The organism is uncultured Psychrobacter sp., from assembly GCF_947500265.1.
GTDB lineage: Bacteria > Pseudomonadota > Gammaproteobacteria > Pseudomonadales > Moraxellaceae > Psychrobacter.
Genome location: NZ_CANMRN010000008.1, coordinates 45,366 through 66,179 on the forward strand (window position 1 = coordinate 45,366; position 20,814 = coordinate 66,179).

Consider the following 20,814-nt stretch of genomic DNA (forward strand, 5'->3'; position numbering starts at 1 on the left):
TAGTTAATGAACTAACAGCACTTTGGACGCTCAGGTGTCGCTACTTCTTTGTTCTTCTTCTGCCAAGGCCAACGCCACGTTCTTTCTTTGTCCACTTCTACATCGCTGCCGTCTTGAATGGCGGACGATTTTTCGCCCATATGATCATTATCATTGTGCATTTTCATGGTTGCTGGTGCCGCGTCATTGACACTCATCATTGAGGTTTCAGAGATACGTAGGTTGTGAGTATTAACGTCTTCAGCATAAGTGATGGTGGCTAACGGTAAGATACAGATGCTGGCGAGTACAGCTTTTGCTAATTTCATAGTTATCGTCCTTTATGGTTGCTTAACTCCGATACGTGAGATTAAAAATCCATATAGCCAATTAATTTGATTAGATAAACTAACCAAATTAATTAGTATAACTAGGTATATCAGAAATATTCATCATTTTCCATGAATATATTTTATATAACAAATATAAATAGCCTGCCTAAAGCTAGGTAAAAAAACGATACGATAATCTTTTCCATTAATAATTATTCACTTTTTACCCATCAATATTACCTGTATCAATGCCTTTTTCTCTTGCTATAAATCAGACCATCGCCATTTGCTACTCAAGTAACACAATTTATAAGTTGCAGGTTTTCAATAAATAGCTAGGATAGTTTCACTAAGTAAGATACATTACAATTGTAGCGATAACGTTAAGACTGAAATTTTGTTTTGCAATTTAATATAGCTTTAACTATGATTACTTTCTTACAGGAAGCTAACGATAGGTAACAATATGCAAATTAATAAATTATATACGGGCCTCGCATTGGCCAGTGCCTTAGTACTTACTGGATGTGGCGGAGATAGTGACGGTCAGTACGTCGCAAGCAATGGAGACGATGGTGGTCCTATCGTTAATAATGAACTGAGCTATACAGAATTTGATCCCTTTACTGATATATCAAATAACCAATATAAAGATGGATGGGGTAAGCTCGCTTATAGACTTAGCAATAGCGGCTTAATGCAGACAATATCTACTATTGTAGGAAGCTCACCTACTGCATATCAGGATAGCGTAGGTGATGTCTCTGAATTAGAGTTTTACGCTGGCCAAAATTTGTTCATTGCGGTTCCTGAGGATTTTGATAGTCAATTTTATAACATTAGCTTTGTTGATAGTGATACGTTCAAGCTAAATATTCGTTCAGGAAATGCTTCCGTCAATTCAACTTATGACATTATAACCCTTGACCTTGAAGGCGTAGGCAAACAGCCATTCAATGCTAAAACTGGTATTGACACTGAGTTATCTTCTTTTCCTAGCAGTGTTAACCCTGTTTTTCCGAGCGGCTCTCAATGCTATATATTCCTAGAGACACCTAATCAAAATTTCTATACCTTTTCTGAAGACGAAGATGAAGGTAGCATGACTATAGATGAGTGGATTGCTAACGAGAAAACGTATAACACTGTCACCAATCTTGTCAAAGAAAACATCGGAATCGACAACGAGCTACCAGCTGCTCGGTATACTGATGAAGATGGCGAGATCGTGGCAGCTGTTAGATACAACGGCTTGATATATGATGCTTTCTATAATCAAAGCGGAGTCCAAGAGAATTTCAATACTAACCCTGACATCGAAGAAGTTTATTGTAGTCTGTACAATGACGTCGCGGCTAATTTCTTAGAAACACAAATCAAAGCCAACTACTAAAAATAGTTTTTGCCAAAAAGCTATCATGAGTCTTGTTTATAAAATAGAATAAAAAATAGCGCCAGTAATGGGCGTTTTTTTTATGTTTGATCACTAATATCAAACTCAAGCGAAGGGAAATGCACTGGCTAAGCGTATGCTATTACTTGATGGTAAAGCTATAGTCAAAGCATATCTATAGCGAACTATTAATCACTTAGGCACATGATTATTGTCACTCATCTCTACTTCAACCAATCAGTAACTGATTGTTTAAAACTAGGGCGTGCCATAATTGCATTTTTCCAGCGCTCAAAGTGTGCATACTGAGCAAAAGGATAGCCCGCTCTACCTAAAACAACCAGTTGCGGAATCCAAGTAATATCCGCCAATGAAAAGGCGTCGCCAACTAGCCAATCATAATCTTTGAGACGCGCGTCCATTTTTGCAAAACAATCATCAAGCACTGCAGTAGCCTTATCAACATCCTCTTGACTAAAACCATGTGTACTACGGTGCTCGTGAAATGCTAACAGTGCTTTGTCGTAAGTTTGGTTTTTGCGGTATTCTGTTAGCTTTTCTTCGCTAAGACCCGTGGCACCTAATTTATAATACATATAAGTTTTTATAGACAGATGATTATCTTTTGCCATATGCATCCAATCATACATGGCCTGCATTTCAGCTTCACTATCAGGACGCAACGAATTGGATTCATAGGTGGTGTCTAAATAATCAATGATATCGGTCGAATCAATAATAACCACACCTTCATCTACCAAGGTTGGTACCACACCGTTAGGGTTGATTCCTAGATATTCTTTGCTACGCTGTTCACCTTTGGATAGATCAATAAGATGGCTTGTCCACTCTAGCTGCTTCTCCGCTAATGCAATCCTTACGCGCATAGCACAGTTTGAAAATGGCGCGTGATACAAGTGTAAACCTTCGAATTTGGTAACGGATTTATTTGTAGGCGTAATAATAGGCATAGTAGTCTTCCTTGCATTTTGCATTACATGAAAGAGCGGTCATTTATCGCGTTCTAATAATATTTAGATTAAGTATGCGCGGTCTTATTAATTATTAAAGTACTCAGTCCAGCTCATATGTTCGCGGCCCACTACCTTGGCAAAATCGCTTTGGTTGTGCATAGCACCTATTGCTATCTGCTCATAAATACCAGCGATTACTGTCCCAATAAACTCGCCTAGTTCATCAATACGGTCTTGTTTAAATGCCTCCACGGTCATATAGCGATAACTAAGCGTTGTACCAAACCTGTCATTTAAGTACTGAGTGAGCTGCTGCTGGGTAATGGATTCACCATTTAAATTATAAATATTGGCATCGTGCTTAGCATTGATTAGCATTTGGCTATAAGCGACCGCCAATTCTTCATGAGTGGTATAGCCACACTTGCCCTCACCTGCACAGTTAGTAATCTCACCCTGTGCCTTATAGCTATCGATATAATCCACATCAGGCTCGATATAGATACCATTGCGGCCTATCACCCAATTGAGACCACTATCTTTGATATCTTGTTCTGTTTGCTGATTACTCTTCACAATCGGCGCAAACGCAGTTTGAGTACTAGAACCCTGAATACTGGTATACACGATTTTTGTCACATCATTTTTTTTCGCAGACTCAATGACATTGCGATGCTGACCAATACGCTTAGCAGGCTCATCCATACTAGACACTAGTAAAACGCTATCTATACCTTGTAATGAATTCTCAAGCTGTTGTACATCATCATAATCACCTGCTCTGACCTCTATGCCATACTGCTTAGTCAAAAACTCAGCTTTGGCAGGAGTGCGTGCCAGCGCCACGATGTCTGTTGCAGCATACGCCTGTAGGAGATTATCAATAATGGCAGACCCTAGTTTTCCATTGGCGGCTGTAACGGCGATTTTCATAGTGCACCTCTTTGATTCTCTTAACTAGAATGAACGTCGATTAGGGTTAATAGATAAACCCTAATCGATCTACTGGTTTGCAACTGATTGAAATTGCTATTTATTTCAAACTAATCTACTAAGGTATAGCGATTCATTGCCATCGTCTCTAAATCTATACTGCCCATAAATTCAGCTGCCATAGGTGTTTTAGTAAAACTTGTCATGGAAGCATCCGCATCCGCTAACGTTTCCCAATGCACCACAACCACCCATTCGCCGTTTTCGCCCATTGCTGACTCACGAGACACAAAGCCCTTTTGTTTTGCCACATGATTGACCTCAACGCTATGATCAAGAACGGCAAAATTATCGTAAGAGATACTTGGTTTAAGTTTGAAAGAGGCAATCTCAATCACTTTAGCGTTTGATACTACGTCAGCACCTTGATGATGGCTATTATGCTGCGTATGCTTTTGAGTTTGATGAGCAGGTTGCAAGTTGTTGCAAGCAGTCAATGCAAATGTACTAATAACAACAGTGGTTAATAAAGCAGCTTTTGAAATTTTCATAGTGATACCTTTTGGATAGATTGATGATTTAGAATTTGTTTTAAGTATTTAGATACAGGTGAAATATCGAGACTAGGGCGTGTCCTCAATTCAATCGATAGTCATCTAAATGGGTTAAAAATGGCTAAATCTTGCCAAACGGCGTCAAATAGCTGACTAATATCTCGATATTATCTGCGCTATTTTTCTTGTTTGACTGCGATTTATCTCATTTTTATCACCATTTTTAAAATGAGGACACGCCCTAAGATAAGTTAATAAATTAAAAAACCTTAAAACTGATAGCGTAAGCCTAGGTTAAATTCATGAGCAGAGGCGTCGTTGATCTCAAAGCCATCGCTGAAGCCGTCTTGCCCTGTTTGTACGTCGCCACCAAAATCGATGTATTGATACTCTCCATATAAATGGGTGCTTGGGGTCAATGCATAGCTTGCACCTGCTCCGATATTCCATGTAAATTCGCTAGAGTCGCCATCAGCGTAGTTGTCATAATAGCCATCTGCTTTGCCATCAAATGCGTCAAACCCTGCTACGCCAGTTCCGCCCAATCGAGCAGAATAGTCATTTTTTGAGAGTCCAATACCTGCCTTAGCGTAAGGGGTAAATGAGGCACTAATAGGGAAATCGTAAAACCCTTCAAGAGTCATCGTTAAGCTTTCAAACTCACCATCTAAAATGTATTGATCGCCATCACGAGCGCCCGTACCGTAACGTGAGTCATCAATATCAAAGCTACGTTTTGCCAATCGACCTTCTATACGTAGGTTCTGGTTAAACTGATAACCCAATCCTATACCGCCGACCATACTATTGTCAGCTTCAAATGAACTTGGAAAATCGTCATCGGTTGCAATGTTATTACCATAGGCTTTTGAATCAGTGTCCGCAATGCTATAGCCCAGTTGTGCTGTACCATATAGACCCTCTGTCATATCTGCCATGGCGACTGTAGGTAGTGCAAATAAGCCTAAAACAGCAAAGGTAGATAATGCTTTTGCGTTGATTAAAGATGTCATAAGTGTTCCCTAATTGAGAAGGTGTTCAAAGCCAATGGTTAGTGACTGCTTTATCAAAGACCTACTATTTAATAAAGCAGTGTTTAAGACTTAGGGTTTTTGGAATATTAAATTCTTGCAACCCGATGACAACCATCATATGCTACCAACTCATGAATAAAAACAGAGGTTTATTCATACTTATTATGAAAGATTTCGATTATTTAGCGTTAAGCGGACAGCACTTGTTGGTATTCACCACCTTGCACGAGGTCGGCACAGTGACTAAAACTGCCGAACAACTGGATCTGACACAATCGACCATTAGCCATAGTTTGCAAAAACTAAGGCTAATATTTGACGATGAGTTGTTTGTGCGTTCAGGTAGAAGCGTGATGCCGACCCAAAAAAGCGAATATTTATATCAAGAAATTAAACCGTTGTTGGTTCGACTAGATGAGTTAACGCAGACCCAAGAGTTTAAGCCAAAGCTGGCTCATTTTGATTACACGATTTTGGCAAATGATTATCAGGTGGGTGTGTTTTTAACACAGGCAATGCAACAAATTAGCGCACAAGTGGCTTCGTTTCGCTTAAATATATTGCCTTCTCGCAAGCCTGATATTGAGCAACTTCGGCAACATAATGTTGATGTGGCATTTTCTCCCTTTGCCCCTGATCACAATGACATTATGAGCGTACGCTTATTTGACGATGTGGCACGGTGTTATTACGATCCTGCCTACCGCTCACCTCCTGTAACCGAGCAAGATTTTGATAATGCCCGCTACGTGGGACTGAGCTTTACCAAAGGTGCGTCTGCCAGCCAAACGAATAAACAAATTATTCAAGCGATAGATGCCAATACCGTCATACGCACCAATAGCTTTGCGACGATGGCAACGTTCGTTAAAGGGTCAGAATTAATGGCTATTGTCCCTAGTAAATTGAATACGTTGGGATTTGAGCATTTAGACAGCGTGGCATTACCTTATCAACCCACACCGATTACTATGCGGATGCTGTGGCACAAGAAATATCAAAAAGACCCTAAGCATCAGTGGTTTAGGGAACAGGTTGTCGCGTCTACTGATATTTTTAGAACGTACTAGGGCGTGTCCTCATTTTAAAAATGGTGATAAAAATGAGATAAATCGCAGTCAAACAAGGAAAATAGCGAAGATAATATCGAGATATTAGTCAGCTATTTGACGCTGTTTGGCAAGATTTAGCCATTTTTAACCCATTTAGATGACTATCGATTGAATTGAGGACACGCCCTAAGGTCTGTTGAGTATTCCTACATCACTGCTTATGTCATTCTTCACGTCGATAGAATTTTGACATCAACAGTCATTAAAAATGTCGTTCTGATATGAAATTAGCCTTCAGTTATCATAAAATCATTAGGTGTGAAGCTAGCAATATGATCAGCAAGCTATTGAATTACCTATAAATATAAGAAGTCAAGTGGTGTGAACTTATCTGATACCTGCATAGCGATAGTTTTGGGTTCTCTTTAATTTTTTTATAAAAATGAAGGTTGAATAATAAGATAAAACAATCTAATAATAGGTCTATAAGTTCTAGACATTTATCTAGCAACTTATATTCACTACTATTAGGAAATAAATACAATGACGTATAAAAATGTAACTGTCGCTGGAAGCGGCATCCTAGGCTACCAAATTGCTTTTCAGGCCGCATTTCATGGTTTTAATGTCAGTGTCTATGACATCAATGATGAGATTTTAGAAAAAGCAAAGTCAAAATTTCAATTGATGTGTAAGGCTTTTCGAAAGGATTTGAGGGCAACTCAAGAGCAGTTGGATAAGGCTTTTGATAATCTCAGCTACACCTCAGACTTAGCAGAAGCAATCAAAGATGCTGACCTGATGATTGAAGCCATTCCCGAGATTCCTGAAATTAAAATCGAATTTTATGAAAAACTTGCCAAATTAGCGCCAGAGAAAACCATCTTTGCGACCAATACTTCAACCTTACTTCCTAGTCAGTTTGCAGAATCAACAGGACGACCTGCGCAGTTTTTAGCGCTACACTTTGCCAATAAGATTTGGATGCATAATGTCGCCGAAATCATGGGACACCCTGGGACAGATCCTAAAGTATTTGATGAGGTTGTTGCTTTTGCTACTGCCATCGGTATGGTGGCAATGCCGCTGGATAAGGAGCAACCCGGCTATATCATGAACAGTTTGTTGGCGCCTTTTATAGATGCAGCTTTGCAATTGGTTGCAAAAGAGGTTGCCGATCCACATACGATAGATAAAACGTGGATGATAGTAACTGGCGCGCCGTCAGGTCCCTTTGCCATATTGGACACTATCGGTATCAACACTGCATACAACATCACAAAACTATCTGCTGAAAAAACTCAAAACCCTGTGAGGTTCAAGGCTGCTCAATATTTAAAAGAGCAATTAATCGATCAAAACAAACTAGGATTCGCGACTGGTGAAGGATTTTATACGTATCCAAACCCAGCCTTTATGCGCCCTGAATTTTTAAAATAATAAATAGCTTTCAAACTGGCTCTAAAACACAAAAGGCCATTCAAGCTATATATTGCATCGCTTGAATGGCCTTGTCAGTCGCGCATTTTATCTAACTAAATATCTTGATATTAGGATTTACTTTCGGCTATGACTGTCCAAACTTATCTAAGTTATGTTTGTTCGCTAAAGAGAAAAGTCATATCGCGTCAATGCAATTATTTCAATTGGCACTGCATACTTCCAAGGCATACCGCCCGTACAATAGAACTGGCCATCTTCAAAAGCCACAATGCGAGATGTGAAGTCATTACCTACCTGATCTTCTATAGCGTTCTCATCACTCTCGTCACTCACAGCACACCCTATACTTTGATGACCATCCTCAAGCATTGAACGAGTTAGTTCGCTTCCAACAATTACCGTATCCATGTTGTTACTCCTATTCAATGACAATGATTAGTAAGCTAAACAAGCGGTTTTGTAACAGCAATCACTTGAGCATCTTCGAACCTGTTTTATCTATCGTTGCAAAATATTGGTGGTTAGACAGATGAGCTTATGAATAGATAGTACAGATGTATTGTCAGCTAGAACAAGAAGTTGTAGACAGGTGGTATATTTTTATGCATAGGCTGTAAGACTAATCTGTATGTAGAACGTAACAGTCACTATACTGATAATGAGTTATAGCCCCACATCATCATGAGTAAGTGCCACTCTCTTTACTGAGACAGCGTACTCCCATAGATCACCTTTATCACAAACGAACTGGTCGTTATTAAAGGCTACAATAGGAACCAATAATTCGTAGTAACCATTATCTATGGTTGCGATAACATAATCATCGCTAACGTTGCTGACAGCACACCATACATAGTTGCTGACATTTTCCAAGATTGCTTTGGTTAACTCACTGCCTTGTAATTCAGCAATCATCTTCAGGCTCCAATATCTATCAAGTTAAACTATTACTTTATAGATAAATTCGGTTTTTGCAATATATCTGTATAACTTATAAGTTCTCTAAATACGCCTAACTCAATTCAAGCATATTTTTTATAGTTATAATTTATACTTAGTCTATTCAAAGATATTTTTAATCTTATGCTCGATATACTGTCTTTTCGGTATGATAAATCGGCTTTCATTTATGCTATAAAAGACTGCTTAATCGATGCTCGTTAACGCTTTACTAACATCTAAGAAATTGACAGCGGGGGGCAGCTTATACTACCCTTTATCACTCATTCACTTTATTAATCTTACTTCTTAAATAGTAAGATCGTTCCGGAGTAATCCCATGCAGTGGACCAAACCAGCTTTTCAAGACATTCGTATCGGTTTCGAAGTGACTATGTATTTCGAAGCACGCTAAAACTCATTAGCACTCAATCCATTAAAAGCCCTAGATGATTAGGGCTTTTATTTTTTTGGAAATATTGATTTATGTATATTCACGTTTTAGGCTCAGCTGCTGGTGGCGGTTTCCCGCAGTGGAACTGTAACTGCGATAATTGCCACGGTGTGCGTCAAGGCACGATTCAGGCAAAAACCCGCACCCAATCTTCGATAGCCATATCAGAAAATGGTGTGGATTGGATCTTATTCAACGCATCCCCTGATATCCGCCAACAATTATTTGAGTTCAAGGCGGCACAGCCAGCACGTCAATTGAGAGATACAGGTATCACCAATGTAGTCTTAATGGACAGTCAACTTGACCATACGACGGGGCTATTGACCCTGCGTGAAGGTTGTCCAATTCCTGTTTGGTGTACTGACATGGTCTATCAAGATCTAACAACAGGATTTCCTCTCTTTAATATGTTAAAGCACTGGAATGGCGGCTTGCAATATAATCAAATTGATCCAGAAAAGACGTTTAAGATTGAAGGATTTGACAATTTAGAATTGACGCCTTTAGTAATTAGAAGCTCTGCACCGCCCTACTCTCCGCACCGCAACGACCCGCATGATGGCGACAATATTGCCCTGATTGTAAAAGACTTAAAAACACAAAAACAACTATTTTATGCGCCAGGTCTCGGTAAAATTGACGAGCAAGTGATGCAGATTATGAAAAGCTCTGATTGCGTAATGATTGACGGTACGCTCTGGACTGACAATGAAATGCAAGAATGCGGCGTCGGTACGAAGACCGGCCAAGACATGGGGCATTTACATATTAGTGGTGAAGATGGCTCGCTGCATTATCTAGATCAGCTCGATAACGCTCGTAAGGTGCTGATCCATATCAATAACACCAACCCGATATTGAATGAACAGTCTGAACAGGCTGCGACATTAAAACAACATGGTGTTGAAGTAGCATTTGATGGTATGCAGATTGAGCTTTAAGACAAACGGTAAGGCAAAGATAGCAATCGTAAGGTGAGAACAATGCAAGAAAAAAACACAGCGCTAAGCCCAGAAGCGTTTGAACAAGCGATTATGGCCAAGGGTCAGTATTATCATATTTACCATCCTTTTCATATCATGATGCATGAAGGCAAAGCGACCCAGCAGCAGATCCAAGCGTGGGTCGCTAACCGTTTTTATTATCAGATCAACATCCCATTGAAAGACGCAGCCATTATGGCAAACTGTCCTGATCAGCGCGTACGTCAAGAATGGATCCAGCGCATGATTGATCAAGATGGCGTATATCCTGACGGCGGTGGTCGTGAAGCGTGGTTGGGTCTGGCAGAAGCAGTTGGTTTGACCCGTGAGCAGGTAATTTCTGAAGAGCTAGTGCTACCGGGTGTGCGTTTTGCCGTCGATGCTTATGTGAACTTTGCACGGCGTACCTCATGGCGAGAAGCCGCCAGTAGCTCACTGACTGAGCTGTTTGCCCCGCAGATTCACCAGTCACGTTTAGAGTCCTGGCCCAAGCATTATCCTTGGATAAAGGAGCAAGGCTATACCTATTTCCGCTCACGCTTGAGTCAAGCGCGCCGAGATGTTGAGCATGGTCTGACCATCACACTCGACTCATTCAAAACAGCCGAGCAGCAAGAACGCATGCTTGAGATATTACAATTTAAACTCGATATTTTGTGGACGATATTGGACGCCTTGAGCCTAGCCTATGTGCATAATCAAGCCCCTTATCAAAGTGTTACCACTGACAATGTCTGGCATAAAGGATTGTTCAAATGAGTATACCTGCTAGTTTACCTGAGCTGAATCAATCCATCGTACCGGTATGGCGTCACGGTTATCGTTTTCAGTTTGAGCCAGCGCAAAACGCGTATGTCTTGCTCTACCCTGAGGGTATGATTAAGCTCAATGACAGTGCCAGCATCATTGGGCAACATATTGATGGTCAAGCGTCCATTGCTGATATTATCCAAAAGGTGCAAGCTATGTTTGGCGATATTCCCGAAATCGAGCAAGACATCATCGAATATATGCTGGTCGCCCAGCGTGAACATTGGATTGATTTAGTATGACTGCGCCAGTCGGGCTACCGCTATGGCTGCTTGCTGAGCTAACCTATCGCTGCCCCTTACAATGCCCTTATTGCTCAAACCCTATTGACTATGCTCAGTATAAAGAAGAGCTAACGACAGAGGAATGGTTTGATGTCTTTGATCAGGCGCGGCAAATGGGTGCGGTGCAGCTTGGCTTTTCTGGCGGTGAGCCACTGGTTCGTCAAGACCTAGAAGAGCTGGTCGCTTATGCGCACAATCAAGGTTTTTATACTAACTTGATTACGTCAGGTATGGGATTGACCGAAGCTCGGATTGCGCGTTTAAAAGAAGCAGGTCTTCAGCATATTCAAATTAGCTTTCAAGCCAGTGATCCTACGGTCAACAATGCCTTGGCAGGTTCAAAGCATGCCTTTGAGCAAAAGTATGAGATGTCACGTCTGGTCAAACAGTACGACTATCCGATGGTGCTCAATTTTGTCATTCATCGGCAAAACATCGATCAGATTGATCAGATTATTGATCTCTGCTTAGAGCTGGAAGCCGACACGGTCGAGCTAGCTATTTGTCAGTTTTATGGTTGGGCGTTTGAGAACATAGAGGGTTTACTACCAACCAAAGCGCAAGTGGTCCGAGCCGAACGCATTACCAATGAATACCGTAAGCAGATTGAAGAACGTGGTATCAAATGCAAACTTATTTTTGTGGTGCCTGATTATTATGAAGAACGTCCAAAGCCCTGTATGGATGGCTGGGGCAAGATTTTCTTAACAGTGGCACCAGACGGTACAGCCCTACCTTGCCATGCTGCCAGACAAATGCCAATACAGTTTCCTAATGTACGACATACACCACTGTCGGATATTTGGTATGAATCTGCGAGCTTCAATCAGTTTCGCGGTGACGATTGGATGCCCGATATGTGCCAAAGCTGCCCAGATAAAGAGCGCGATTATGGCGGCTGCCGTTGCCAAGCGTTTATGCTAACTGGGGATGCCAAAAACGCCGATCCTGTCTGTGGCAAATCGCCTTATCACTACCTTATTGAGGAGGCACGTATCAACAGCGAGACGCCTGTACCTTTTGAAGAACTGCGCTTTCGCAATCCAAAAAACTCTAAGTCACTGAGTAACAAACAGCTGAATAAAGAAAAATTGATTCCTACTCGTATGGTAACAGGTGAAATATGAATGCTAATAATAAGCCTCTCATATTTGATGGACATAATGATCTGTTGACTCGCCTTTGGCTAAGTTCAGCTGCCGATCCGGTACATGACTTTATTTATGGCGCGTTACCGGGACATTTGGATTTACAACGCTGCAAAGAAGCAAATTGGATGGGCGGATTATTTTCTATTTTCCTGCCGCCCTACGCTTATGTGAAAAACAACCATCCTGACAAATTAGCCAACCCATCACATTCAGATTTTACTCCGCAAGAAATCGTCGATATCTGCTGTGCGCAATTGAAACTAGCCCAGCAACTACAGGCAAGATCTGACGGTCAGATTCAGATTTGCACCTCGTTAGAACAAATTCAGGCCTGTCAGCAGAATAAGCAACTGGGCATTGTATTGCATTTGGAAGGTGCTGAGTTTTTAGCCATACAGCCTGACCTGCTGGATGTGTTTTATGAGGCAGGACTCAGAAGCATTGGCCCACTATGGAATAGAAAGAGCCTCTTCGGTGATGGCTTAAATGCGTCTTTTCCACACTCTCCAGATACTGGATCTGGGCTGACTGCTCAAGGCAAAGACCTCATTCTTAAGTGCAGTGAAAAGCATATGCTGATCGATGTGTCGCATATGAATGAACGCGCTTTCTGGGATACGCTAGAGATTGCCTGCCAGCCGATTGTTGCGACACATTCAAACGCACATACTCTCTGTCCGCAAGCAAGAAACCTAACCGATCAACAACTGGCTGCCATCAAACAAAATGGTGGTATGGTTGGGGTGAATTTTGATGTGGCGTTTCTTCGTGCAGATGGGCAACGTAATACGCAAACCTCACTTGATGTGATTGTTGATCATCTTGATTATCTGATCGACCATCTAGGCGAAGATCACGTTGGGTTTGGCTCTGATTTCGATGGTTGCCTACTGCCTGATGAGTTATCTGATATCAGTCAAATCTCTATGTTGATTGAGCGAATGCAACAACGCCATTTCTCTGATCAACTTATTGAAAAGGTGACGTCAAAAAACTGGTTTACGGTACTTGATAAGGTATGGCAATAATTACAATACCCATCAAGCAATTACTGTCTAGGGACTACTGTTTTGCTCGTCTGATCAAACAGGGTAATCATTAGCTTTCGTTTTACCTTAATACCTGCTCTACTCGTTCAATCAAGTATTCTTTGACCGCATTAAACAATGGATCGATTAAGCGCCGTTCTGGACAAATCAAATATAGTGGATAGTTGGCCACTTGCCAGCCGTCCAACTCTACTTCAACCAGTCTCCCTGCCTTTAAATCGCCGGCGATATCTAACTGAGACTTTAATGCGATGCCTTTACCCGCGACTGCCCAGCGGCGTACAACGTCACCGTCTTTACTTCTGCGATTGCCATCCACGGCCACACGTTTAGTCTTTCCCGCTTTCTCAAAAGTCCACTCGCTCAAATACTTTTCATCATGACCCAAACGTAAGCAATTATGCTGCGATAAATCTTCCGGCATTTTTGGGATACCAATATCCTTATCAATTTTGCTCAAATACTCCTTTGACGCACACAATATAGGACGATTATTCAACACTATGGGTAATGCGACCAGTGACGAATCTTTGGGTGCGCCGTAACGTAGTGCCAAATCAATCTGCTGACCGTACAAGTCCACATAGCTGTCAGACATATGTAGCTGCACCGTCACTTTTGGGTGAATGTCTATAAAATCGTCCAACCAAGGCAAAATTAGGTTTCGACCCAAATCTGATGATGCCGACAGCCGAATTGTACCCGTCAGCTCAGCATCATTGTCATGTAGTCCTGCATAAGCATTGTCTAAGATAGCCACCGCATCTCGGCAATGCTTTAAATATTGTTCACCCTTGCTAGTTAAACGCAGCCTACGAGTAGAGCGAACAAACAACACCGTCTCAATTTCCGCTTCTAATCGCTTGACCGCTGCACTCACAACGGCAGGCGATAGATCTAAGTGCCGAGCACAGGCAGATAGGCTACCCAAGCGAGCGGTCTCAATAAAAATACGTAGATCCTGCAAATTTTTCATCGTCATGCCTTCGTTCAATTAGCGTCTAACTTAGCAACCACCATCGCTTGCTGTTGCTAGCCTCATCATTATATAAAAATTATTGAAACTGTTTCTCTAAACCTGCTGATTATCAAAATCATTAATTATAGTAGCATGCACCTATAAGATTTACTCACACATTTGGAGAGACACGATGGATACTATAATACGGCCTACGAGCACACAGGATACTCAACACCATAGCCACCATGATGGAGATAATCAACAGAGCGCACTACAGCAAGCACGCAACTTACCACTACCTTCAAAATCAGACATGCTTAGACGTGCACCATCGGTAGAGCGTTTCTGGCATCAAAACAGCCAGTTACTAGAGCAAGCATGGGCAGAGTGGGAAACCACTGAGCATGACTTGCCTGTACTTGATGACTCATTATTTGATCCAACTCTACGTGATGCAGTGACGCAAGCATGGCGCACTCCTTCTACGGAGACGGCTGTTAAAAGTTTATGGCAAGAGATACTACCTGACGTATATCAGGGGCAACTCTTTGACCCAGCACAACTATCAACACTGCGCCGTTATTTGCAAGCAATCGCAGACGCTAACATTCCCATACGTCCTCCTTATGGTATTGCATTGAACAGTAATGGGGCCATGCTAGATGCGCGCTCGCTAGGCTATCTGGCCACCCCTAATTTTCAGGCGTTTTATCATAGAGTCATGAATCAATATATGCGCCCTATCGCTCGGTTATTATTTGCCAATGTTTATGGCTATGACACTCAGACCTTTGGGTTCTCGATTCAATACCAGCCGGCAGGCGACACATCGCTACAACTTCATACTGATGCTTCAGCGGTGACGATGAATATTAACCTAAATTTGCCAGGCGAAGACTTTACTGGATCAGAAGTTGACTTTGTCGATCGCCATTTAGGGCAAACCAAACGTGCCATCTTTAAACCTGGCATGGCGATTATTCATAGAGGCTCGGTGCCGCACGCCGCACACCCAATCACCAGTGGCAAACGTACCAATATGGTGCTTTGGCTATATGGCGATAATATGCAAGTACCACGAGGAGTTGGGCTTAATAGTCATATTGATGCCAATCAACGTTGGACTGCTACGCACAGCCAGCCTGATAATTTCGCGCCGTTTTAAGATGAGTTTATGCGTTTAATGGATTTATCAATTGATAAATAACCTTTAAACAGATTAAAAACGCCATATTATCAAAATAATATTGAAAGTATTTACTCTTATAGCTAGTGGTTCTAATGTATGAACTTTACTATTATGAGTCATCACTAGGACGGACTAATCAGTTAACTTAACGATGAACGCTAAGGATTGAGTGGCACCGTTTGTTAAATCCATTTGTATTACCAGCTGACTAAAAAACTGAAACTTACTTTACTTAAGGACAATCATGAAAACCATTAATGAAGCACTAAACTGGCGTTACAGCACCAAAGTATTTGATGCCAATAAAAAGATATCTGCTGAAGATTTTGAGCAGATTAAAGACATGCTACAGATGAGTCCATCAAGTACCAATATTCAACCATGGAGCTTTGTCATTGCAGATGATGATGCAGGCAAAGCACGCATTGCCAAAAGCACGCAAGGCGCCTTTCATTTTAATACACCTAAAGTCCTAGATGCCTCACACGTGGTGGTTTTCTGTACTCGTATCCATGCCGACGATGAATACATGCAGGCGGTGTTAGAAAAAGAAGATCAAGATGGTCGCTATGCGCAGCCAGAATTCAAAGCACAGATGCATCAAGGTCGCCAATTGTTCTTAGATATGCATCGATTCGATACCAAAGATGAGCCACATTGGCTTTCCAAACAGGTATATCTCAACATGGGCGGGGTACTATTGGGCAGCGCGCTTTTGGGTATTGATACCGTCCCTATGGAAGGCGTTGATTTACAGGCGCTTGATACAGAGTTCGACTTACGTAGCAAAGGATATTCTGCTGTGGCAGTGGTATCGTTTGGCTACCGCAGCGATGATGACTTTAACGCCAAAATACCTAAATCGCGCTTGAGTGAAGAGACTATTTTTATTAAGGCTTAAGCAATCACTAAGCGAAGTCTAAACATTATCAAATGGTCAATAAGCATAATTTTAGCGTTGCTATTGGCCGTTTGAGTTTCTGCTATAGATTTTCTGACGTTTTTTAATAATATTTCTTATTAATTTACTGTATTGCTTTTAAAATAAACATAAATAATAACTGGAGCCGACGATGAATTTGGCAAACAATAAAAAGAATGCTATCGCGTTCTATAAGACCGCTTACGAGGGTAATCCACAAAAGGCCGTCGCTGATTATGTGGGCGATGATTATATTCAACATAATCCCGCCGTAGCCAATGGTAAATCAGGATTTATTGAATACTTTGAACGGATGCAAGCACAGTATCCGAATAAGTCAATTGAGTTTGTACGTTGTATCGCTGAAGATGACTTAGTCTCATTGCATACCCATCAAGTCTGGCATAACGAAAATAAAACCATCGATGAGTTCGTGACGATGGATTTCTTTCGATTTGATGATAGTGGGAAAATTGTCGAGCATTGGGATTCTATCCAACAAATACCAAAAGATTCTGCTAATGATCAAACCATGTATTAGTTCATATATATAGAGAGGTGACAATCCCTTTTATGCGTAATCAGACTGTGCATAATCTACGCCTTTAATCCTTAATCATAGTAGTAATAGAGACCTATTGGCTAACGTTAACATTAGAGCCGTCGTAAGATATTTCCTATCTATTAATATCCTAGTTTATGAGTTTCTTGCTACCAATAAGGCGAACGCTTTATTTCTTCGGCAAGAAAATCAATAAACTTTCTTTGTAGTGGTGTCACCTGCTTTCGATTGGCATAAACCACATAAACACCCAAGGTTTTGGGTTTCCATTCAGGCAATAACTCAATAAGTTGTCCAGATGCAATCAAAGATTTGACTGCGCCAGATGGCTGTAAGCTGATCCCATGTCCACGCAACGTGGCAGAGAGCAAGACTTCAGAGATATTGGCGCTGATATTGCCAGAGATAGGAACAGACTCTGGACCATTTGGCCCATCAAACACCCATGCCGACCGTCCAAAATACGCAAATGATAGACAGTTGTGATGTACAAGCGACTGTACATCTGTAGGTCTGCCACGACTTTGTAAATATTCAGGTGCAGCGCATACGATAGAGTGGCACTCACCGATACGTCTGGCAACGACATTTGGCTCCAAGTCATTGGTGATACGAATCGCCAAGTCAATACGGGCATCAACTAAATTGACTGAATCATCAGTGGTAAGAATATCAATTGCTGTTTGAGGCCAGTGAGAAACAAAGCGACCAACCACATCCATCAAAAGGCTATCAATCAGCGAAAAGCTGGCAGTGATTCGCAGCTGACCTTTTAGCTCCAAAGTATTCTGATTGCGTATCTGATCCAACGAGTCGGTCAATCCAAGCAACTGGTACGCCACCTCAAGAGTCTGCTCACCAGGTGCAGTGAGGCTCAGACTTCGAGTCGTGCGATGTAATAAGCGCATATCCATCCAACTCTCAAGCTCTGTCAGATAGCGCGTTACCTTAGCTCTAGACATGTCTAAATTGTCCGCGGCACGGCTCAAGCTACCTTGTTCAACGATCGTAACAAACACCTGCAACGCGGTCAGCCTATCCATCTCTCCATCCTTATTTGCGCGAAAACTGAAACAGTAAATGCCGAATTATAGCGTATTTAAACGAAATACAATCGAATAGAATAGCCATTAACAACGAATACCGCTATTAACGCGGTCTATTTACTCAAACGAAAATATAGGTGAATTATGAAAAAATTAATGACAGCTTCTATGGCGGCCAGTGTGCTACTGCTTGCAACCCAAGCAAACGCAGCCGACCTACAACTACAAGCATATAAACCTGATCAAAATGCTATTTTCCCAGTGGTTTCTGTGCTGGCAAGTGGCGAGAAAGATGCTATTTTGTTCGATGCACAGTTTAGTGTCAAAGATGGTGAAGCATTGGTTGATATGATCAAAAAAAGCAATAAAGACCTAAAAATGATTTATATCACAGCAGGCGATCCAGATTATTATTTCGGTCTTCAGCCTTTAGTCAAAGCCTTCCCCAATGTAAAGGTTATGTCTAGTCCTTCTATTATTGAGCACATTGAGGCGACTAAAGATGCAAAATTAAAGCATTGGGGTCCAATCCTTGGCAAGCATGCGCCTACCAACATCACAGTACCGCAAACACTTGATCAGTCCACACTGACCCTAGAAGGTCACAAAATCGAAATCAAAGAGATGGGAACCCATCAAGCATATATGTGGGTACCAGAGTCAAAAACCGTTTTCGGCGGTGTGTCAGTAACATCAGGTATGCATGTGTGGACTGCTGATACCCAAACTAAAGAAGCTCGTAGCGAGTGGATGCAATCATTGGAACACATGAAGCAATTAAAGCCAAACCTTGTGATACCAGGTCACTATTCAGGCAACCTACTCAAAAAAGACTATGCTGTTGATTTTACCCTCAGTTATCTAAAAACCTTTGAGAAAGCACTGGATGAGGCAAAAAAGCAAGACTCCAAGAAATCAGAAAAAGTGATTTCTACCATGGAAGTAGCTTATCCCGCGTTATCTGGGGATACTAGTTTACAAATAGGCAGTAAAGTAAATACAGGTGAAATGAAGTGGTAAATACGGACTATTAGATAAAAAGAATTATACTTTGCTAAGTCTGTTAGCGAAATACGAGTGTCAAAATGCTGGCGTATGAATGCTTGGTCAATCAGCATACGCTAGCACTTTTAATGATAAATGAGAGTGACTAATGACAATACAGTATCGTCGTGCTACGCCTGAAGACTTTACAGCCATTGTCGACCTCTTTGTCGTCAATATGAATTTGAGTGTCTTTACTACTGCTACAGATAAGCAGGTTCTAAAGCAACTGGCTACCCTATTTCTTGCGAAAGACTATCATTATGCTACTTTTATACAAGTTGCAGAATATGATGACATTATTTGTGGTGTGGTTATAGGGGTCACTAAAGAAGATCAATATAAGGCATTACGATTCGATGATAAGCCTATTATTGATCAGATAGAACACAAGCTGGGTCTATCTGATCAAGGTCGACAGGTATTAAGTGATTTACAGAAAAAAGAAACGGCTGGTGCGAAACGAAAAGAAGTCGATTTTGATAGCGAGCTACAGTTCTTCTGTGTAAATCCAGACTATCGTCGTCACCGTATTGGAGCGACGTTGATTCAAGCATTTGAGGCTTATCTCGTGGCACAGGGTGCAGACACGTATGCACTACATACAGACACCCTGTGCACTTATCAGTACTACGATAATAATGGCTATCAACGTGTTGATGAGCACCCCAACCATCTAAACCCGCAGATAATGCACTATACCTATATCAAACTCTTGTCTTAACACGTTTATAGAGACAATCATCCATGATGACCAAAAAATACAATCTAAAAGCTCTATAAGGCTGTTCTTTTATATTTAATAGACTCAAGCGTGGCGAGCCAAATGAGAGGGATGATAATCAATGCTGAACCTATCAATAAGCTGATATCTGGTATCTCATGGAACCACACGATGCCGATGAATACTGCTCCTAACAGGCCCGTATATTCTGCACTAGAGATTTTATGCGCTTCCACCGCACGGTAGACCAGTACGCAGATACCTGCATAGATCAAAATAAACAGATTTGAGCCGGCTGCTATCCATAGCGCGTACCAACTCAAAGGGGCATTTTCCCAAATAGCCAAACTAAGCCCAAATGGTATGCCGACTAAATTGGTCAAAAACAGTGTTTGTGCAACGGTGTGATTCGAAGGCAATTTACGCACTAGTAGGTTGTTTGTCGCCATGGTTAAGGCCACGATCAGCGCAAATATAGCACCCATATTAATTTGTGTTGGTTTTACCACGACAAGAATACCTATAAAGCCTAGTATTGCCACAATGATGCTTGGTGCTGTGAGTCTGTCTTTATAAAACAGAAACCCTAAAGGCAACATCAGTAAAGGCGCAGTATAAAAAATCGCATTGACCGTTGCTAGCGGTAGCGCTTGGATAGACAACACCATAAATACCGCGCCAAATAACCAAATATGCCCACGCACAAAATGCCATTTTACGTTACTAAGTAGCTTGGCTTTTTGGTTGAATAAACAAAACGGTAGCAGCATCAAGACAGCTGTTAGCTGACGCAATAGCACAAACTGATAGACCGCTGCGCCATCTGGCAACTCTTTTATCAGCGCATCTGAAAGGACGGCAATCATGTTTCCTGCAACCAACAGTATCATTGCAAACCCAACACTCATCTTCGGCATTATCATGCTTATACCTATCTCAAAATACATAAAATTTTAAATTAAGCCATTTAATCTAATGGTCAGGTAAATAGTATATTCG

The 20,814-nt window shown here is 41.4% G+C and carries 24 protein-coding genes; 14 read left to right on the plus strand and 10 right to left on the minus strand.

The window, feature by feature from the left end:
* Positions 1-11 precede the first annotated feature (11 nt).
* Entirely contained in the window at positions 12-308 is a 297-nt protein-coding gene (locus Q0788_RS11355) for a hypothetical protein (RefSeq protein WP_298810706.1), read from the minus strand.
* A gap of 469 nt (positions 309-777) precedes the next feature.
* Between Q0788_RS11355 and Q0788_RS11360 the strand changes: the two genes are divergently transcribed.
* Positions 778-1,704, plus strand: a complete 927-nt coding sequence (locus tag Q0788_RS11360; protein ID WP_298810709.1) for a hypothetical protein — start codon at positions 778-780, stop codon at positions 1,702-1,704.
* Between the two features lie 224 nt (positions 1,705-1,928).
* Here the strand turns inward: Q0788_RS11360 and Q0788_RS11365 are convergent, their stop codons facing one another.
* The 4 genes from Q0788_RS11365 to Q0788_RS11380 all read right to left on the minus strand — a co-directional run bounded on the left by Q0788_RS11365 (position 1,929) and on the right by Q0788_RS11380 (position 5,178).
* Entirely contained in the window at positions 1,929-2,675 is a 747-nt protein-coding gene (locus tag Q0788_RS11365; protein ID WP_298810712.1) for a glutathione S-transferase family protein, read from the minus strand.
* Positions 2,676-2,762: 87 nt separating this feature from the next.
* Positions 2,763-3,611: an NAD(P)H-binding protein gene (locus Q0788_RS11370; RefSeq protein WP_298810714.1), complete on the minus strand. Its 849-nt coding sequence runs from the start codon at positions 3,609-3,611 to the stop codon at positions 2,763-2,765.
* A gap of 110 nt (positions 3,612-3,721) precedes the next feature.
* Positions 3,722-4,162, minus strand: a complete 441-nt coding sequence (locus Q0788_RS11375) for a hypothetical protein (RefSeq protein WP_298810716.1) — start codon at positions 4,160-4,162, stop codon at positions 3,722-3,724.
* 272 nt (positions 4,163-4,434) lie between these two features.
* Entirely contained in the window at positions 4,435-5,178 is a 744-nt protein-coding gene (locus Q0788_RS11380) for an outer membrane beta-barrel protein (RefSeq protein ID WP_298810718.1), read from the minus strand.
* Between the two features lie 152 nt (positions 5,179-5,330).
* Here Q0788_RS11380 and Q0788_RS11385 point away from each other — a divergent pair, with 152 nt between their 5' ends.
* The gene (locus tag Q0788_RS11385) at positions 5,331-6,269 is read left to right on the plus strand and encodes a LysR family transcriptional regulator (protein ID WP_298810719.1); all 939 of its coding nucleotides are present in this window, start codon (positions 5,331-5,333) and stop codon (positions 6,267-6,269) included.
* Between the two features lie 525 nt (positions 6,270-6,794).
* Positions 6,795-7,691 carry a 3-hydroxyacyl-CoA dehydrogenase gene (locus Q0788_RS11390; RefSeq protein ID WP_298810720.1) on the plus strand — a complete coding sequence of 299 codons (897 nt, stop codon included), beginning with the start codon at positions 6,795-6,797 and terminating at the stop codon, positions 7,689-7,691.
* 165 nt (positions 7,692-7,856) lie between these two features.
* Here Q0788_RS11390 and Q0788_RS11395 read toward each other — a convergent pair whose 3' ends face one another.
* Together Q0788_RS11395 and Q0788_RS11400 are read right to left on the minus strand one after the other, a co-directional pair.
* Positions 7,857-8,102 carry a hypothetical protein gene (locus Q0788_RS11395; protein WP_298810722.1) on the minus strand — a complete coding sequence of 82 codons (246 nt, stop codon included), beginning with the start codon at positions 8,100-8,102 and terminating at the stop codon, positions 7,857-7,859.
* Positions 8,103-8,357: 255 nt separating this feature from the next.
* On the minus strand, positions 8,358-8,609 hold the full coding sequence (locus Q0788_RS11400; RefSeq protein WP_298810723.1) for a hypothetical protein: 252 nt from the start codon (positions 8,607-8,609) through the stop codon (positions 8,358-8,360).
* A gap of 364 nt (positions 8,610-8,973) precedes the next feature.
* Between Q0788_RS11400 and pqqA the strand changes: the two genes are divergently transcribed.
* From pqqA to Q0788_RS11430, 6 genes are all read left to right on the plus strand, one after another.
* Positions 8,974-9,048: a pyrroloquinoline quinone precursor peptide PqqA gene (gene pqqA, locus Q0788_RS11405; RefSeq protein WP_082894360.1), complete on the plus strand. Its 75-nt coding sequence runs from the start codon at positions 8,974-8,976 to the stop codon at positions 9,046-9,048.
* Between the two features lie 71 nt (positions 9,049-9,119).
* Positions 9,120-10,031 carry a pyrroloquinoline quinone biosynthesis protein PqqB gene (gene pqqB, locus Q0788_RS11410; RefSeq protein WP_201569056.1) on the plus strand — a complete coding sequence of 304 codons (912 nt, stop codon included), beginning with the start codon at positions 9,120-9,122 and terminating at the stop codon, positions 10,029-10,031.
* Positions 10,032-10,073: 42 nt separating this feature from the next.
* Positions 10,074-10,832, plus strand: coding sequence for a pyrroloquinoline-quinone synthase PqqC (gene pqqC / locus Q0788_RS11415; RefSeq protein WP_298810724.1), 759 nt, complete (start codon positions 10,074-10,076; stop codon positions 10,830-10,832).
* Positions 10,829-11,125 carry a pyrroloquinoline quinone biosynthesis peptide chaperone PqqD gene (gene pqqD / locus Q0788_RS11420; protein WP_298810727.1) on the plus strand — a complete coding sequence of 99 codons (297 nt, stop codon included), beginning with the start codon at positions 10,829-10,831 and terminating at the stop codon, positions 11,123-11,125. Before pqqC ends, pqqD begins: the two co-directional genes overlap by 4 nt.
* Positions 11,122-12,294 (plus strand): pyrroloquinoline quinone biosynthesis protein PqqE, encoded by a 1,173-nt coding sequence (gene pqqE, locus Q0788_RS11425; protein ID WP_298810730.1) that lies wholly within the window; start codon positions 11,122-11,124, stop codon positions 12,292-12,294. The genes pqqD and pqqE overlap by 4 nt, the downstream gene beginning before the upstream one ends.
* Positions 12,291-13,346 carry a dipeptidase gene (locus Q0788_RS11430; RefSeq protein ID WP_298810732.1) on the plus strand — a complete coding sequence of 352 codons (1,056 nt, stop codon included), beginning with the start codon at positions 12,291-12,293 and terminating at the stop codon, positions 13,344-13,346. Before pqqE ends, Q0788_RS11430 begins: the two co-directional genes overlap by 4 nt.
* 82 nt (positions 13,347-13,428) lie before the next feature.
* Here the strand turns inward: Q0788_RS11430 and Q0788_RS11435 are convergent, their stop codons facing one another.
* On the minus strand, positions 13,429-14,343 hold the full coding sequence (locus Q0788_RS11435) for a LysR family transcriptional regulator (protein ID WP_238070080.1): 915 nt from the start codon (positions 14,341-14,343) through the stop codon (positions 13,429-13,431).
* 175 nt (positions 14,344-14,518) lie between these two features.
* Between Q0788_RS11435 and Q0788_RS11440 the strand changes: the two genes are divergently transcribed.
* The 3 genes from Q0788_RS11440 to Q0788_RS11450 all read left to right on the plus strand — a co-directional run bounded on the left by Q0788_RS11440 (position 14,519) and on the right by Q0788_RS11450 (position 16,980).
* Positions 14,519-15,493, plus strand: coding sequence for a hypothetical protein (locus Q0788_RS11440; RefSeq protein WP_298810768.1), 975 nt, complete (start codon positions 14,519-14,521; stop codon positions 15,491-15,493).
* Between the two features lie 268 nt (positions 15,494-15,761).
* On the plus strand, positions 15,762-16,418 hold the full coding sequence (nfsB, locus tag Q0788_RS11445) for an oxygen-insensitive NAD(P)H nitroreductase (RefSeq protein ID WP_298810771.1): 657 nt from the start codon (positions 15,762-15,764) through the stop codon (positions 16,416-16,418).
* 172 nt (positions 16,419-16,590) lie between these two features.
* Positions 16,591-16,980: an ester cyclase gene (locus tag Q0788_RS11450; RefSeq protein ID WP_298810774.1), complete on the plus strand. Its 390-nt coding sequence runs from the start codon at positions 16,591-16,593 to the stop codon at positions 16,978-16,980.
* A 170-nt stretch (positions 16,981-17,150) separates the two neighbouring features.
* On the opposite strand, the gene Q0788_RS11455 is transcribed toward Q0788_RS11450, so the two are convergent.
* Positions 17,151-18,044: a LysR family transcriptional regulator gene (locus Q0788_RS11455; protein WP_298810777.1), complete on the minus strand. Its 894-nt coding sequence runs from the start codon at positions 18,042-18,044 to the stop codon at positions 17,151-17,153.
* A gap of 147 nt (positions 18,045-18,191) precedes the next feature.
* Here Q0788_RS11455 and Q0788_RS11460 point away from each other — a divergent pair, with 147 nt between their 5' ends.
* Positions 18,192-19,067: an MBL fold metallo-hydrolase gene (locus Q0788_RS11460; RefSeq protein WP_298810779.1), complete on the plus strand. Its 876-nt coding sequence runs from the start codon at positions 18,192-18,194 to the stop codon at positions 19,065-19,067.
* Between the two features lie 133 nt (positions 19,068-19,200).
* Complete coding sequence (locus Q0788_RS11465; RefSeq protein ID WP_298810782.1) at positions 19,201-19,815, plus strand: GNAT family N-acetyltransferase; 615 nt, start codon at positions 19,201-19,203, stop codon at positions 19,813-19,815.
* A 53-nt stretch (positions 19,816-19,868) separates the two neighbouring features.
* On the opposite strand, the gene Q0788_RS11470 is transcribed toward Q0788_RS11465, so the two are convergent.
* Complete coding sequence (locus tag Q0788_RS11470) at positions 19,869-20,738, minus strand: DMT family transporter (protein WP_298810784.1); 870 nt, start codon at positions 20,736-20,738, stop codon at positions 19,869-19,871.
* Positions 20,739-20,814 lie beyond the last annotated feature (76 nt).